We start from the raw sequence: 15,197 nt of genomic DNA, 5'->3' as shown, positions 1-15,197 counted from the left end.
ACCAGATCGGGCTGCGAGCACATTGGGCGGGCAGCACAGAACCGGGGGCGAATTCGGCCCCGATGCTGGCGATCTGTGTGCGCCGGGTGCCACGGTGGGGCCGTGGACACTCGGGTGACCGATGGGCCGGCGGCGGCCGCCGAGCGGGTCGAGCGCGCGTGGCGCTCGATCCTGCACCGCTCCGACGAGGTGGCCGACGTGATCTCGGCGCGGCTGCTGGCCCGTGACATCGACACCTACGCCGAGATGAACGCGCACCTGCCCGACGACATCCGCCACTCCTGCCGCGAGCACATCCGTCGCGGTCTCGAGGTGCTGTCGGGGATCGACGCGGCCAAGGGGTCGGCCGTCGAGCTGTGGCGCGAGACGGGACGGCGCCGGGCCCGCCAGGGCGTCCCGCTCGAGCTGGTCCTCAACGCGTACACGATGGGGGCGCGGGTGCTGTGGGAGGCGCTCACCGAGGCCGCCGGGCGCTCGGGCGCGGCCGACGTGCCCGACACCGACCTCCTCGTCGCGGCGCGCGCGGTCTGGTCCAACCTCGACGTGCAGAGCGCCGTCCTGATCGAGGCCTACCACCGCGAGCGCGACCGCGTGCACCGCCGCGACCAGCAGCGGCAGCAGACGGTGATGGACGGGCTCGCGGACGGTCGCGGCGGCGACCCCACCTTCGCCGAGGCCGCCCGCGCGGCGCTCGACCTCGACGCCGACGACGCGGTGGCCTGCGTGGTGGTCATCGCCGACCAGGGCGACGGCGACCCCGTCGGCCGGCTCGACGACCAGCTGCAGCGCCACGGCATCACCGCGCACTGGCACGTGCGCTCGGGCGCGGCCTACGGGCTGCTGTCGGGCCGGCTGCCGGACGAGCCGGGTCTGGTCCGACTCATCGAGCCCGCCGGCGAGGGGCGGATCGCCGTCGCGTCGAGCAACGGCGTGCACGGCTTCGGCACCGCGTTCCAGCTGGCCATGCGCTCGGCGCGCACCGTGCCGGCCGGTGGCGGGGTCGTCGGCGTCAGCGACCGGCTGCCGGAGGTGCTCCTGGCGGGCGACTCGTGCGTGACGCCGCTGCTGATCGTCGAGGCGTTCGGTGCCCTGCTCGACCACCCGCAGGTCGACACGCTGCTCAAGACGCTGCGCTCGCTCCTCGCCCACGACGGCTCACCCACGCACGCCGCCGAGGAGCTCTACTGCCACCGCAACACCGTCATGTACCGGATCAAGCAGATCGAGCGGCTGACCGGGCGCGACCTCACCGACCCGCGCGACAAGATGCTGCTCTGGCTGGCGCTGACCGCGCGGTCCTGAGTGCTCGGGGCGAGGCGCTAGAACGCGCTGATGCCCGTCTCCGCCCGCCCGATCAGGAGCTTCTGGATCTGTGAGGTGCCCTCGTAGAGGGTCATCACCCGTGCGTCGCGCAGGTACTTCGCGACCGGGAAGTCGTCGACGTAGCCCGCGCCGCCGTGCACCTGGATCGCGTCGTTGGCGGCGCGGACCGCGGCCTCGGAGGCGAAGAGCTTGGCCTTGGAGGCCGCGACGCCGTAGGGCTCGCCGCGGTCGATGAGGTCGGCGCACCGCCAGGCCAGCAGTCGTGCGGCGTCGGCATCGACGGAGATGCCGGAGATCAGGTCCTGCACGAGCTGGAACGACGCGATCGGCTTGCCGAACTGGGTGCGCTGCGTCGCGTAGGCCACCGAGGCCTCCAAGCAGCCCTGCACGATGCCGACGCACCCCGACGCGACGGCGAGCCGTCCCTTGTCGAGGGTGCCCATGGCGATCTTGAAGCCCTGGCCCACCTCGCCGAGACGGGCGGAGTCGGGCACGCGTACGCCGTCGAGGAACAGCTCGGCGGTCGCCTGCCCGCGCAGCCCGAGCTTGCCCGTCACCTCGCGGGCGGTGAAGCCGGGGGAGTCGGTCGGGACGAGGAACGCCGTCACGCCGCGCGGGCCGTCGTCGCTGGTGCGGGCGAAGACGAGCGCGACGTCGGCCCAGGTGCCGTTGGTGATGAAGAGCTTCTGGCCGTCGAGCACCCAGTCGGAGCCGTCGCGCGCGGCCCGCGAGGTGAGGTTGCCCGCGTCGGAGCCGGTGCCCGGCTCGGTCAGCCCGAAGCACCCCAGCGCGGTGGCGGAGGCGAGCCGGGGCAGCCACTCCTGCTTCTGGTCCTCGGTGCCGTGGAAGAGGATCGACTTGCCGACCAGGCCGCTGCTCACCGACACGATGCCGCGCAGGGCCGAGTCGGCGCGGCCGAGCTCCTCCATGGCGAGCGAGTAGGTGACGTAGTCGCCGCCGACCCCGCCGTACTCCTCGGGGATGGTGAGGCCGAAGAAGCCGAGCTCGGCCATCCGCGGCACGATCGCGAGGTCGACGGACTCGTCGCGGTCCCACTGCATCCGGTGCGGCACCGCCTCGCGCTCGAGGAAGTCGCGCGCGAGGGCGCGGAAGGCCTGCTGCTCCTCGGTGAGGGAGAGGTCCATGTCAGCCGGCCCGCCTCACGACAGCGCCTCGACGCGGTCGTGGTCGGTGACCCGCTCGGAGAGCCGCGAGAGGTGGTGCCCGGCGTTGCCGAGCCACTGCTCGAGCACCGCCAGGTGCGCGGTGCCCACACCGACGGAGTACTCCGCGGTCATGGCGATGCCGCCGTGGAGCTGGATCGCCTCCTGCCCGATGTGGCGCGCCGCGCGCGAGACCTGGAGGCCGACGCGGTCGGCGGCGTCGGCCACCGCCTCGCGGTCGCCGCCCGCGATGGTCATCGTGGCCCAGTCGACCGTGCTGTGCGCGAGCTCGAGCGAGACGTACATGTCGGCGGCGCGGAAGTTCAGCGCCTGGAAGGTGTTGAGCGTGACGCCGAACTGCTTGCGGCTCTTGAGGTAGTCGGTGGTCGCGCGCACCTGGCTCTGCATCACGCCGAGCGCCTGGTTGGCGCCCATGATCCGGGTGAGGTCGCTGAGGGTCGCGACGCTCGCGGCGACGTCGCGGCCGGGCTCGCCGAGCGGTGTCGCGGCGCTGGCGTCGAGCCGGACGGTGGCCGCCCTGGTCAGGTCGGCGGCGGCGTAGCCGGTGACCGACGCCGCGGACGGCTCCACGAGGAAGACCCCGGTGCCCCCGCCGTCCGGCAGCGCGGCCGTGACGACGAGGAGGTCGGCCGACTCGCCGCCCATCACCGGGTCGGCCACGCCGTCGAGCGTCCAGCCGTCGTCGGTGACCGAGGCGCGCACGCCGTCGGAGCGTGAGGTCCAGCGCCCGCCCGGGGACGTGTCGGCGGCGGCCAGCAGGAGCTCGCCGGCGCTGAGCCGCCCGAGCAGGTCGGCCTTCTGCTCCGCGGTGCCGAGCGCGGCGACCAGGCCACCTGCGTGCACCACGGCGGAGAGGTAGGGCTCGGGCGCGAGGCCCCGGCCCAGCTCCTGGCACACGATGCCGATCTCGACGGGTCCGGCGCCGACGCCGCCGTCGTCCTCGCTGAAGGGCAGCCCGAGGATGCCCATCTCGGCCAGCCGTCCCCACAGGCCGCGGTCGAAGCCGGGCTCCTCGGCCACCGTGCGGCGCCGCCGGTCGTGGTCGGCGTACGCCGTCGCCAGGAGGCCGCGGACGGCCTCGCGCAGCGCCTGCTGCTCGTCGTCGTAGGTGAAGTCCACGTCGTCTCCTCAGAGTCCCAGGATGGTGCGGCTGATGATCTGGCGCTGGATCTCGTTGGAGCCGCCGTAGATCGAGGCCTTGCGGAGGTTGAGGTAGGCCGGCGCGGTGCGCCGGGCCCAGCCCTCCTGCGGCGAGTCGTCGTCCGCGCGGGCGGCGAGCGACGCCGGGCCGGCGAGGTCGAGCGCGAGCTCGCTCACGGCCTGCTGCAGCTCGGTGCCCTTGAGCTTGAGGACCGACGAGGCCGGGTGCGGGGCGCCGTCGGAGGAGTGGGCCACCACGCGCAGGGCGGTGAGCTCGAGGGCGAGCAGCTCGGTCTCGAGCTCGGCGACCCGGGCGCGGACGAGGGGGTCGTCCATCCGGTCCGCGGCCGTGGTCTTCAGCCCGGCGAGCACCCGCTTGACGGTGCCGACAGGGGCGACGCCGACGCGCTCGTTGCCGAGCAGGAACTTGGCGATGGTCCAGCCGCCGTTGAGCTCGCCGACCAGCAGGTCGCCGGGCACGCGCACGTCGGTGAACCACACCTCGTTGACCTCGTGGCTGCCGTCGATCAGCTCGATCGGGCGCACCTCCACGCCCGGGGTGGTCATGTCGATGAGGAGCATCGAGATGCCCGCCTGCTTCTTCACCTCGGGGTCGGTGCGCACGAGGGTGAAGATCCAGTCGCCGTACTGGCCCAGGGTGGTCCAGGTCTTCTGGCCGTTGACGACCCAGTCGTCGCCGTCGCGCACCGCCGTGGTGCGCAGGCTGGCGAGGTCGGAGCCGGCGTCGGGCTCGGAGAAGCCCTGCGACCACCAGATGTCGAGGTTGGCGGTCGCGGGCAGGAAGCGCTCCTTCTGCTCCTGCGTGCCGAAGTGCGCGATGACCGGGCCGATCATCGAGGTGTTGAAGGCGAGCGGCGGCGGCACCCCGGCGCGCTGGAGCTCCTCGTGCCACAGGTGGCGCTGGAGCTCGGTCCAGTCCTGCCCGCCCCACTCGACCGGCCAGTGCGGCACGGCGAGCCCTTCGGCGTTGAGGATGCGCTGGGTCTCCACGAAGTGCTCGCGGGTCAGCTGGCGACCCTCCAGGACCGCGTCGCGGACCTCCTGCGGCACCTTGGTGGTGAACACCTCCCGCATCCTGGTCCGGAACTCCGCGTCGGCGGGGCTGAGCTCGAGCTGCATGTGACTCCTCGGGGGTGACGGGTGGCCCCATCATGTCCGCCCGGTGGTCACGGGGTCGATGGTCGGTGCGCACACACTCCCGCCCCCACTGGGTGGGGACGGGAGTGCGGGGAGGGGAAGGGGGTCAGCCCTGGGTGGCGTCGGAGTCCAGGGTGACGGTGGCCTCCCGGTCCTGGCCGCCGCGGGTCCAGGTGATCTCCACCTCGTCGCCGGGCCGGTACGACCGGATGGTGGCGACCAGCGAGTCGGCGCCGGTGATCCGGTGGTCGTCGATCGAGGTGATCACGTCACCGGCACGGATGCCCGCGTCGGCGGCGGTCGAGCCCTCGGACACCCCGGCGACCTGCGCACCGTCCTCGGCGTCGGTGACGCGGATGCCGAGCCGGGCGTGGGTCGGGGTCTCGCCGGCGGCCATCTGGTCGACGATCGGCATGACCTCGTCGATGGGGATCGCGAAGCCGAGACCGATCGAGCCCGCCTGGCTCTGCCCGTAGGGCGACGGGGAGGCGGCGGAGCGGATGGAGGAGTTGATGCCCACCACGGCTCCGGTCATGTCGACCAGGGGGCCTCCGGAGTTGCCGGGGTTGATGGCGGCGTCCGTCTGGATCGCGGGGTAGGTGGTGGAGTTGCCCTGGTCGTCGGAGCCGACGTTGACGGGGCGGTCGAGGGCGCTGACGATGCCGCTGGTCACGGTCGCGTCGAGGCCGAAGGGCGAGCCGACGGCGACGACGCCCTCACCGACGCCGAGGTTGGCGGACTTGCCGATCGTCGCGGGCGTCAGGCCGGAGACACCCTCGGCCTTGATCACCGCGGTGTCGGTCAGCGGGTCGGTGCCGAGGACCGTCGCGTCCGCGGTGGTGCCGTCGTCGAACGACACCCGGAGGCTGCCCTCCTCGGCGCCCTCGACGACGTGGTTGTTGGTCAGGATGGTGCCGTCGGCGGTGAGGACGATGCCCGAGCCCGAGCCGCCGCCCTGGGCGGTGGCGACGTCGATCTTCACGACGCTGGGCAGCACCTTCTGCGCCACCGACTCCACCGAGCCCTCGGCGGCGGGGGTGTCGGACTCAGAGGCGGGGGACGCGGGCGCGGACTGCGAGGCGCTGGCGGGCTCGTCCTGGGTGGAGCTCCACCACGCGGCACCACCGATGCCGGCCCCTCCGCCGACCAGCAGGGAGGTGGCGACGACAGCGGCGGCGAGCCCGGCGCGACCACGCGGGCGCCGCTCGGGCGGGGGTGCGGTCACGGGGTACTGTCCCGGCGGCGTCGAGGTCGCGCCGGTGGCGGGGCGCACGCTGTCGGTGCTGCCTGATCCCGCCGTGGCCTGCTGGAACGGGTTGTCACCGGCGGGGCGCGGGTTCTGCGGGCCGCCGTACTGGGAAGTGGGTCGCTCGGTCATGGCTCCACTGTGCGCCGGGACCCTGTGGATCGGCTGAGAGCCCGCTGTAAAGCCGCGATGACCTCACGGGCACCTCACGAGGGCACGTCCGGGAGGGCGAGCCACTGCTCCCAGGTCAGGTCGCGGCCGACGTACCGGGGCCGCTCCAGCGGCCAGTCGGCGGCGATCCAGCGCGGCACCAGCTCGTCGAGCGCGGCCTCCAGCTCGGTGCCCACGCACTCGTCGACGACCCACCACGAGATCTCCGCGTCGGCCCCCGCCTTCTCGGGCGGGTCGATGTAGACGCAGCCGAGCAGCGCGGTCTCGTCGGTGTCGAACAGCGCGTAGTTGTAGGACTGCCTGACCTCCATCTCCGCGGCGTGGCGGGCGAGGTCGGCCCGGTCGGCCTCGTGCGTCATGTCCGCCGGTGGCCACCCCCAGGCCGCGCCGTAGATGCTCCACAGCCGCTCGCGCGAGCCCATCACGGCGACCATGTCGAGGTCGGTGTCCTCGGCCCGGATCGGTCGCAGGTGGTGCCCGAACGCGACCTCGACCCGGGTCGGGTGGCGGAAGTCGGCGGGCAGCCAGGTGGCGCCCGGGGTGTGGTCGGTGGGTGACGACATGGTGGTCCTTCCTCGGAGGGTCATCGGGCCGGCGCGCGGTCGCTCGCGAGCCGGCGGAGCGCGGCGAGGCCGCGGCTGGTGTTGGACTTGACGGTGCCACTCGAGCAGCCGAGCACCGCCGCTGTCTCGGCGACGCTCAACTGCTCATAGTAGCGCAGCGCGACGGCGGCGCGCTGCTGGGCGGGCAGCTCCAGGACGAGGTCCCACAGCCGGCCGGCCACGTCGGCGCGGGCCGCGGTCGTGGGCACGTCGCCGGGGTCGGCCGCGTCCGGCACCGCGGACGAGACGACCTCGTCGCGCCGCCACGGCTGGCGCTGCCAGCTGACGTACTGGTGGACCATCGTGCGCCGGAGGTAGGCGTCGGCCGCCGCTCCCTGCCGCAGCCCGTCCCAGCGCGGCAGCACCCGCACGAGCGAGTCCTGGAGGAGGTCCTCGGCGCTGTGCGGGTCGCCGGCGACGGCGTACGCCCAGCGCAGCAGCGCGGGCCGGCGGGCGGCGACGTAGGACGCGAAGTCGGGCGCGGGCTGTGGGTCCTGCACGACGGTGGACATCAGCGGGACCGGCGCACCGAGCGCAGCAGGGCGGCGGAGAACGCGACGAGCCAGATGGGACCGGTCATGCCCGCCATGTACTGCACGGGGCTGACGAGGAACAACGTCGTCAGCCCGCCGAGCACGACGCTGGTCCAGCCGACCCAGCGCGGGAACGCGCCCTGGCGGAACGTCGCGCTCGCCATGGCCAGCGCGGTGAGGCCGATGCCGCCCCACAGCCACGGGATGGTGCCGATCCAGTGACCGAAGACCACCACGGCCTCCGGGACGAACGCGTCGTCGGGTGCGGCGAAGGCGAACGCGAACTCCGTCGTGAGGCCCGCCCCCATCAGCTGGGCCACGCAGACCAGGACGACGCCGATCGCGGCCACGCCGGGGACGATGCTGTCGGGGTGGGTGCGCCGCACGAGGTGGCGGTGCAGGCCGGCGGCGAAGAACACCAGCAGGGCGCACGAGACCATGGTGGCGGTGTGGAAGACCAGGACCCGGGGGACCTGGTCGGTCATCGCCTCCGCGACGGCCACGGCGTCGCCCTGGTTGTCGGGGTCGTAGACGGCGTCCACCGCGCCGCTGGCGACGACGGAGGCGAGCCCGGCGAGCCCGGCGCCGAGCCCGGCGAGCACCCAGCCCCGGCCGGTCGGGCGGGTGGGCGCGCCGCTGTCGGCGTCGCGGTGCGGACCGGACGCGGTGGACGGGTCGAGCGAGGTGCTCATCTGTTCTCCTCGGGTGGTGAGGGCACGGGTGCGTGCCGTGCCACCACCCTCGGCGCGCGGTCGGTCGCGGACCACGCACAGCCGTAGGTGTACGAGCGGTGTGCGGGTGCTGGTCAGTCGCTGGGTCAGCCGGCCTGCAGGGGGTCGCGCAGCATCGCCGCGGCCTCGTCGGGGGCGAGCCCGCGTCCGGTGTCGAGGGCGTCGTCGTAGCGGTCGGGGCCGAGATGGGCGCGCGCGTCGTCGGCGGCGGCCGTGATGGTGGCCGGGTCGGGGCGGTAGTAGCCGTAGCCGTGGGAGCCCTGCGCCTCGCGGATCGCCTGGGCGGCGCCCAGGAGCAGCGGGACCCGGGCGTGCTGGTCGGACGCCGCGGCCAGGACGGCGCCGGCGTCGAGCAGGTAGGCGAGGTTGGCCTGGTCGCCGGTCTCGAGCGACAGCCGGGTGCCCTCCTCGAGATGGCTCCGGGCGGCGCCGTGGTCGCCGCGCGCGAGCTCGACCTGGAAGAGGTTGTAGAGGGCGATGTAGGAGGTGAGCCGGTCGTCGCGCCGGCGCGCCGAGGCGAGGCCCTCGCCGATGAGCCGGACGGCGAGGTCGGAGTCGCCGCGCAGCAGGGCGACGGTCCCCAGCCAGATGTGGCCGAGCGCCCAGGTCCACTCCACCGACGGACCGGCGGCCGCGGCGTGGACGATCGCCTCCTCGAAGCGGGCCTGCGCGGTCGGGAGGTCGCCGGCCACCAGCGCGACCAGGCCGACGCCGGCCACCGCGTTGCACACGATGTCGAGCTCGGTGCCGGCGTGCTCGACGGAGACGTCCCACCAGCGCGCCGCGGCGGGCATGTCGTCCATCGCGAACGACAGCGACGCGGCGCCGACCGCGGCCCGCGCACGGACGGCGGGGTCGAGCGGCTGGGGGTGCTCGAGCGCGCTCTCGGCGAAGCGGCGACCGTGCTCGTGGTGCCCGCGCAGCCACCAGTAGAGCCAGAGCTCCCAGGCCAGGCGGGCGGGGGTGTCGGCGTCGCCGAGGGCGAGCGAGCGCTCCGCCACGGCGTCGAGGTTGGCGTGCTCGACGTCGATGCGGGCCAGGGCGCCCACCTGCCCGCCGTCGCGGTAGCTCGAGCTGTTGGTGCGCGCGACCTCCAGGTAGTGCGCGGCGTGGGCGCGGACCGCGGCCTCCCACTCGCCTGCCTCCCGCAGCAGGTCGCGGGCGTACTGGGCGACCGGCTCGAGCATCCGCAGCCGGCCGGGGCCGTCGCGAAGGACGAGCGAGTGCTCGACGAGCTCCTCGAGGCTGGTGACGCCCCCGGCCTCGTCGATCCCCACGCGGGACGCGATCGCCTCGAGGTCGCGCAGCGTCGTGCCGCCGACGAAGATCCCCATCAGCCGCAGCAGCCGGCGCGCGGGGGCGTCGAGCAGCCCGTGGCTCCAGTCGAGGGTGGCGCGCATCGTGCGCTGGCGCGGGGGGAGGTCGCGGGGCCCGGCCTGCAGCGCCGAGTCCAGCCGCTCCAGCAGGGCCGCCGGGTCGAGCAGGCGCGCCCGGGCGGCCGCGAGCTCGAGGGCCAGGGGCAGGCCCGCGAGCCGCTCGCAGGTCGAGGCGACCGCCGCCGCGTCGGCGGGGTCGGCGCCCCACCCCGGACTGACCCGCTGCGCGCGGTCGAGGAGCAGCCGCGCGGCGGGGGAGGGCGAGCCGTCCGGGAGGTCGTCCACCGCGAGCGGCTCCACGGCGTACTCGGTCTCGCCGCGCAGGCGCAGCGGCGCCCGGCTGGTCGCCAGCACCGACAGGTCGGGTGCGGCCTCGACCAGCGCCGCGACGTCGGGCGCGGCGTCGAGGAGGTGCTCGACGTTGTCGAGCACCAGCAGCAGGTGCTGCCCGCGCAGCGCCTCGACGACGTCGTCGATCACCGCGCGGGAGGGGTCGCGCACGGCGTCGACCGCGTCGGCGACCGCCGTGAGCACCTGCTCGGGCTCGAGGAGGGGCGCGAGCTCCACGAGTCGTACGCCGTCGGCGTAGCGCTCGCGCACCGACGCGGCCGCGGCCAGGGACAGGCGGGTCTTGCCGACGCCGCCGGGCCCGCTGAGCGTGACCAGGCGGCTCGCGCGCAACAGGTCGGCCACCCGGCCGACGTCGGCGTCGCGCCCCACGAGCGGCGTCGCGGGCACCGGCAGCTCCCGCCTGGCTGCCCGGGGCGCGTCGGCAGCGGCGCGGGGGGCCTTCGGCGGGACCGCCGCGAGCAGGGCGGAGCGCTGGTCCTCGGTCAGCTCCAGCGCGGTGGCGAGCGAGCGCAGGGTGTGCGGGTAGGGCCGGGTGCGGGTGCCGCGCTCGAGCGCGCTGATCGCGTGCGGGCTCAGCCCGGCCCGCTCGGCGAGCTCCTCCTGCGAGAGCCCGGCGTCCTCACGCAGCGCGCGCAGCAGGGCGCCGAGCGTGCCGTCCCCACGTGTCCCCACGTCACCTCCGTGACCGCCGTCTGCGCTGCGCCCCGAGTGCTGGGGAGTGTAGTGAGCCCGAGGCCCCGGACGCAGCACTCGACCGGGCGGGCGGATCAGACCAGTGGGGCGACCGCGGGATCAGCGTTCGGGCAAGATCCGGTTCACGGCGATCCGTCGAGCTCGAGCCACTTCTCGGCGATGAGCCAGCCGCCGTCGTTGCGGACCATGACGTCGCGGTAGACGCCCGTCGTGAGGGCGCGGGTGATGCCGCCGTCGGTGACCATCAGCGTGAAGTAGGACAGCGTCACGACGCGGTCGGCCTCGACCTCGACGAACCGCAGGTTGGTCACCACGTGGCGCCGCTGGTCGGTCTGCGCGCCCAGGTCGGCGCTGAAGAAGTCGCTGCGCGTCGGGGTGGTGGAGGGGTCGAAGGGGCCGATCGGGTCCTGGCCGGCGATCCGGAGGCCGAACGACCCGTCGGAGGTGAAGCAGGCGTCGATGGCCTCGATGTCGCGGTCGTCGTTGGCGGAGGCGTAGGTGAAGGCGACGTGCTGGATGGCGAGGGCGTCGCGGGGGTCGATGTCCATGATCATGAATACCATGTCGGGGCACCGGGGGTCGACGCACGAACGCCCCCGGCCTGTCGGGCCGGGGGCGTTCGTCGTACGACGGTGGAGCGGGGGCTCAGGCCCAGCGCTCGGCCGCGGAGGTGAAGGTCAGCTCGCGGTCGCCGGTGTAGATCTGCTTCGGACGGGCGATCTTCTGGTCCTTGTCCTGCACCAGCTCCGACCACTGCGCCAGCCAGCCCGGGGTGCGGCCGATGGCGAACAGCACCGTGAACATCTCCGGCGGGAACTGGAAGGCCTCGTAGATCAGGCCCGAGTAGAAGTCCACGTTGGGGTAGAGCTTGCGCTTGACGAAGTACTCGTCCTCGAGCGCGATCTTCTCCAGCTCGAGCGCGATGTCGAGCAGCGGGTTGGTGCCGGTGACCTCGAAGACGTCCTCGGCGGACTTCTTGATGATCTTGGCGCGCGGGTCGTAGTTCTTGTAGACCCGGTGCCCGAAGCCCATCAGGCGCTCGTTGCCGTCCTTCACGCCGTCGATGAAGGCGGGGATGTTCTCCTTGCTGCCGATGCGCTTGAGCATCCGCAGCACGGCCTCGTTGGCGCCACCGTGCAGCGGGCCGTAGAGGGCGCCGATGCCGGCGGAGACGGCCGAGTAGGGGTCGACCTGCGAGGAGCCGACCGAGCGCACCGCGTTGGTCGAGCAGTTCTGCTCGTGGTCGGCGTGCAGGATGAAGAGCACGTCGAGGGCCTTGACCAGGCGCTCGTCGGCCTCGAACTTCTGCTCACTCATCTTGAACAGCATCGACAAGAAGTTGGCCGTGTAGCCGAGGTCGTTGTCGGGGTAGACGTAGGGCTTGCCCTGCGCGTGGCGGAACGACCAGGCGCCGAGGGTCGGCATCTTCGCGATCATGCGCACGATCTGCATGTGCCGGTTGTCGGCGTCGCTGATGTTGCGGGCGTCGGGGTAGAAGGTCGACAGGGCGCCGACCGAGGCCATCAGCATGCCCATCGGGTGGGCGTCGTAGCGGAAGCCGTGCATGAAGTTCTTCACGTTCTCGTGCACGAACGTGTGGTAGGTGATCTCGTGCACCCAGGCGTCGTACTGCTCCTTGGTGGGCAGCTCGCCGTGGATGAGGAGGTAGGCCACCTCGAGGAAGTTGGACTTCTCCGCGAGCTGCTCGATGGGGTACCCGCGGTACTCCAGGATGCCCTTGTCGCCGTCGATGTAGGTCACCGACGAGCGGCACGAGGCGGTGTTGACGAACCCGGGGTCGTAGGTCGCGAGGCCGGGCTGCTCCTCGTCGAGGCGGATCTGCCCGAGGTCCTTGGCCGCGATCGTGTTGTCGGTGATCGCGATGTCATACGTCTGACCGGTCCGATTGTCGGTGACAGTCAGGGAATCCTTGGCCGCAACGTCGGTCACGTCGGCTCCTGTTCATACGTCTTTGTACGTCTGTGGGGTCCCCTCAACCTAGACCGGCGCCCGCAACGACCGCGAATCAGGTGTCCAGACAGAGGGACGCCCGCCATCCCCGCGTGGCGTCACCGGCCGGCGACCCGGTGGGCCACGCGCGCGATGCGGCTGGTGCGCCCCAGCCCCGCGTCCTCGCGGCGGTCGGCGGTGCGGTAGAGGCCGTACAGCGCGTGCACGCCGGCCCACCGCAGCGGCTCCGGCTCCCACCGCCGCACCCGGTGCCCGGACCACGGCAGGCGGGTCAGGTCGGTGTCGCGGCCGAGCACGAGATCGCGCAGGGTGCGGCCCGCCAGGTTGGTGGCGGTGAGGCCGGAGCCGACGTAGCCGCCGGCGTGGCCGAGGCCGGTCGCGGGGTCGTACGCCACGCTGGCGCTCCAGTCGCGGGGCACGCCCAGGACTCCGCACCAGGCGTGGTCGAGCCGCACGCCGGCCAGCGACGGGAAGAGCGTCGTGAGGGTCGAGCGCAGCGACTCGACGGTCTGCGGCTGGGTGCGGCCGTCGACGTCGGTGCGCGAGCCGAAGCGGTAGGGGACGCCGCGCCCGCCCATCGCGATGCGGCCGTCGGCGGTGCGCTGGGCGTAGCAGTAGGCGTGCGCCTCGTCGCCGAGCAGCTCCGCGCCGCTCCAGCCGATCTCGTCCCACCTCGCCGGGGCGAGCGGCTCGGTGACGACGATGGCGGAGTTCATCGGCAGCCAGTCGCGGCGGTGGCCCGGCAGCCCGGCGGTGAAGCCCTCCAGGCAGCGCAGCACCACCGGCGCGGTCAGGGTGCCGTGGTCGGTGACGACCGTGCCGGAGGTGACCGACGTGGCCCGCGTGCCCTCGTGGATCCGCACGCCGCGGCCGCGGACGGCGCGCGCGACGCCCGCCACCAGCCGGGCGGGCTGCACCCGAGCGCAGTCCGGGTCGAAGTGCCCGGCGACCGCACCGGCCACCCGGACCCGCTCGGCCACCTGCGCCGCGGTGAGCTCGCCGCCGAGCCGCTGGCGCTGGGCCTCCGAGCGCGCGACGGTGAGCACGCCGCTGCGCACGATGTCGGCCTCGATGCCCTCGCGCGCGGCCACGCCGATCACCTCGTCGACCGTCGACCGCAGCGCCTCGCGCAGGCGGCGTACGCCGTCCTCGCCGGCCACCGCGGCGTAGGCCCGGGGGCTGCCGGCGAGCTCGCTGGAGAGCCAGCCGCCGTTGCGCCCCGACGCCCCGAAGCCGGCGAACTCGGCCTCGACGACGCGCACGTCGAGGGTCGGGTCGGCCTCGGCGAGGTAGAAGGCCGTCCAGAGGCCGGTGAGGCCGCCGCCTACGATGGCCACGTCGCACGAGGCGTCGCCGGCCAGCCGGTCGGTGGGGAAGGGCAGCCCGACCTGCTGCCACCAGAAGGACACGCCGCCGTTGCGCACGCGCCCATTGTGGTGTCCCGGCGTTTTGACCGCCCCGCTCGGCGCGCCGTAGTCTTGCTGGTCGCGACTCCTGCCGCGTCCGCTCCCTCCGGGACCGGGTGCAGATCCGGACGTCATCCTCCCTGAGCCGGGGGAGCGATCCGGGCCGTGTTCGTCAGAAGCCGCAGCAGCACCAGCCGGCCCTCGTCCGAGGGCCGGGACCAACGAACCAGAACGGGATACCGCCGTGCGCACGTACAGCCCCAAGCCCGCTGACATCCAGCGCGAGTGGCTCGTCATCGACGCCACCGACGTGGTCCTGGGCCGCCTCGCCGTCCAGACCGCCAACCTCCTCCGCGGCAAGCACAAGCCGACCTTCGCCCCCCACATGGACATGGGCGACTTCGTGATCATCGTCAACGCGTCCAAGGTGTCGCTGTCGGGGTCGAAGAAGACCACGAAGATGGCCTACCGCCACTCGGGCTACCCGGGCGGCCTCTCGGCCACCCCGTTCGGTGAGCTCCTCGAGAAGGACGCCCGCAAGGCCATCGAGAAGGCCGTGTGGGGCATGCTCCCGAAGAACAAGCTCGGTCGCCAGATGCTGAAGAAGCTCAAGGTCTACTCCGGCCCCGATCACCCGCACGCGGCCCAGAAGGCCATCCCGTTCGAGATCTCGCAGATCTCCCAGTGACGACTGAGGACGCAGACATGACTGAGAACACCACCGAGGTCGAGGAGACCTTCGAGACCAGCGCCGACGGTGTCGCCTACACCTCCGAGAGCGACGCCTCGGCCGACGCCCCCGCCCGCCCGGCCACCATCGCGCCCGCCGGCGCGACCGGCCGCCGCAAGGAGGCCGTCGCCCGCGTCCGCATCGTCCCGGGCACCGGCGAGTGGACCATCAACGGCCGCTCGATGGACAGCTACTTCCCCAACAAGCTGCACCAGCAGATCGCCAACGAGCCGTTCGTCGAGCTGCAGCTCGAGGGCCGCTTCGACGTGATCGCCCGCATCCACGGCGGCGGCATCGCCGGCCAGGCCGGCGCCCTGCGACTCGGCGTGGCCCGCGCGCTCAACTCGATCGACGTCGAGGCCAACCGCCCGGCGCTCAAGAAGGCCGGGCTGCTCACCCGCGACGCCCGCGTCGTGGAGCGCAAGAAGGCCGGTCTCAAGAAGGCCCGCAAGGCCTCGCAGTTCAGCAAGCGCTGATCCAGCCTGCACCTCGAGGCCCGCACCGTCCCACGACGGTGCGGGCCTCGTCGCATGTGCGGCCTCGGTTCTGCGACGGGCCCCGGTGGCCCGTAGGCTGCCGGGC

The 15,197-nt window shown here is 73.4% G+C and carries 14 protein-coding genes; 3 read left to right on the top strand and 11 right to left on the bottom strand.

What is annotated here, in order from left to right:
- The first annotated feature begins 102 nt into the window (after positions 1-102).
- Positions 103-1,302 carry a PucR family transcriptional regulator gene (locus tag AC4H2S_RS13255; protein ID WP_491497458.1) on the top strand — a complete coding sequence of 400 codons (1,200 nt, stop codon included), beginning with the start codon at positions 103-105 and terminating at the stop codon, positions 1,300-1,302.
- 17 nt (positions 1,303-1,319) lie between these two features.
- On the opposite strand, the gene AC4H2S_RS13250 is transcribed toward AC4H2S_RS13255, so the two are convergent.
- The 11 genes from AC4H2S_RS13250 to AC4H2S_RS13200 all read right to left on the bottom strand — a co-directional run bounded on the left by AC4H2S_RS13250 (position 1,320) and on the right by AC4H2S_RS13200 (position 13,903).
- A complete protein-coding gene (locus AC4H2S_RS13250; protein WP_491497457.1) occupies positions 1,320-2,468 on the bottom strand; it encodes an acyl-CoA dehydrogenase family protein in 1,149 nt (382 codons plus the stop codon).
- Positions 2,469-2,483: 15 nt separating this feature from the next.
- Positions 2,484-3,626 carry an acyl-CoA dehydrogenase family protein gene (locus AC4H2S_RS13245; RefSeq protein WP_491497456.1) on the bottom strand — a complete coding sequence of 381 codons (1,143 nt, stop codon included), beginning with the start codon at positions 3,624-3,626 and terminating at the stop codon, positions 2,484-2,486.
- A gap of 9 nt (positions 3,627-3,635) precedes the next feature.
- A complete protein-coding gene (locus AC4H2S_RS13240) occupies positions 3,636-4,787 on the bottom strand; it encodes an acyl-CoA dehydrogenase family protein (protein ID WP_491497455.1) in 1,152 nt (383 codons plus the stop codon).
- Positions 4,788-4,911: 124 nt separating this feature from the next.
- Positions 4,912-6,183, bottom strand: coding sequence for a S1C family serine protease (locus AC4H2S_RS13235; protein ID WP_491497454.1), 1,272 nt, complete (start codon positions 6,181-6,183; stop codon positions 4,912-4,914).
- Positions 6,184-6,257: 74 nt separating this feature from the next.
- Positions 6,258-6,785, bottom strand: coding sequence for a GNAT family N-acetyltransferase (locus AC4H2S_RS13230; protein ID WP_491497453.1), 528 nt, complete (start codon positions 6,783-6,785; stop codon positions 6,258-6,260).
- Positions 6,786-6,805: 20 nt separating this feature from the next.
- Positions 6,806-7,336, bottom strand: coding sequence for a SigE family RNA polymerase sigma factor (locus AC4H2S_RS13225; protein ID WP_491497452.1), 531 nt, complete (start codon positions 7,334-7,336; stop codon positions 6,806-6,808).
- Complete coding sequence (locus tag AC4H2S_RS13220) at positions 7,336-8,049, bottom strand: hypothetical protein (RefSeq protein ID WP_491497451.1); 714 nt, start codon at positions 8,047-8,049, stop codon at positions 7,336-7,338. Before AC4H2S_RS13220 ends, AC4H2S_RS13225 begins: the two co-directional genes overlap by 1 nt.
- A 125-nt stretch (positions 8,050-8,174) precedes the next feature.
- Positions 8,175-10,487, bottom strand: a complete 2,313-nt coding sequence (locus tag AC4H2S_RS13215) for an ATP-binding protein (RefSeq protein WP_491497450.1) — start codon at positions 10,485-10,487, stop codon at positions 8,175-8,177.
- A 143-nt stretch (positions 10,488-10,630) separates the two neighbouring features.
- Entirely contained in the window at positions 10,631-11,056 is a 426-nt protein-coding gene (locus AC4H2S_RS13210; protein WP_491497449.1) for a nuclear transport factor 2 family protein, read from the bottom strand.
- 97 nt (positions 11,057-11,153) lie between these two features.
- Positions 11,154-12,458, bottom strand: a complete 1,305-nt coding sequence (locus tag AC4H2S_RS13205) for a citrate synthase (RefSeq protein WP_491497448.1) — start codon at positions 12,456-12,458, stop codon at positions 11,154-11,156.
- A gap of 119 nt (positions 12,459-12,577) precedes the next feature.
- The gene (locus AC4H2S_RS13200; protein ID WP_491497447.1) at positions 12,578-13,903 is read right to left on the bottom strand and encodes an NAD(P)/FAD-dependent oxidoreductase; all 1,326 of its coding nucleotides are present in this window, start codon (positions 13,901-13,903) and stop codon (positions 12,578-12,580) included.
- Positions 13,904-14,129: 226 nt separating this feature from the next.
- Here AC4H2S_RS13200 and rplM point away from each other — a divergent pair, with 226 nt between their 5' ends.
- Together rplM and rpsI are read left to right on the top strand one after the other, a co-directional pair.
- The gene (gene rplM, locus AC4H2S_RS13195) at positions 14,130-14,573 is read left to right on the top strand and encodes a 50S ribosomal protein L13 (protein ID WP_491497446.1); all 444 of its coding nucleotides are present in this window, start codon (positions 14,130-14,132) and stop codon (positions 14,571-14,573) included.
- A gap of 17 nt (positions 14,574-14,590) precedes the next feature.
- Positions 14,591-15,091: a 30S ribosomal protein S9 gene (gene rpsI / locus AC4H2S_RS13190; protein WP_491497445.1), complete on the top strand. Its 501-nt coding sequence runs from the start codon at positions 14,591-14,593 to the stop codon at positions 15,089-15,091.
- The last annotated feature ends 106 nt before the right edge of the window (positions 15,092-15,197 follow it).

Source organism: Nocardioides sp. Z13_37 (assembly GCF_058355585.1).
Note: the sequence above shows the minus strand (reverse complement) of the source record. Positions and strands in the feature narration are given on the sequence as shown.

Coding starts and splice junctions, on each gene's coding strand:
- AC4H2S_RS13250 (WP_491497457.1), bottom strand. CDS start 2,468: ATGGACCTCTCCCTCACCGAGGAGCAGCAGGCCTTCCGCGCCCTCGCG.
- AC4H2S_RS13240 (WP_491497455.1), bottom strand. CDS start 4,787: ATGCAGCTCGAGCTCAGCCCCGCCGACGCGGAGTTCCGGACCAGGATG.
- AC4H2S_RS13235 (WP_491497454.1), bottom strand. CDS start 6,183: ATGACCGAGCGACCCACTTCCCAGTACGGCGGCCCGCAGAACCCGCGC.
- AC4H2S_RS13230 (WP_491497453.1), bottom strand. CDS start 6,785: ATGTCGTCACCCACCGACCACACCCCGGGCGCCACCTGGCTGCCCGCC.
- AC4H2S_RS13225 (WP_491497452.1), bottom strand. CDS start 7,336: ATGTCCACCGTCGTGCAGGACCCACAGCCCGCGCCCGACTTCGCGTCC.
- AC4H2S_RS13220 (WP_491497451.1), bottom strand. CDS start 8,049: ATGAGCACCTCGCTCGACCCGTCCACCGCGTCCGGTCCGCACCGCGAC.
- AC4H2S_RS13210 (WP_491497449.1), bottom strand. CDS start 11,056: ATGGACATCGACCCCCGCGACGCCCTCGCCATCCAGCACGTCGCCTTC.
- rpsI (WP_491497445.1), top strand. CDS start 14,591: ATGACTGAGAACACCACCGAGGTCGAGGAGACCTTCGAGACCAGCGCC.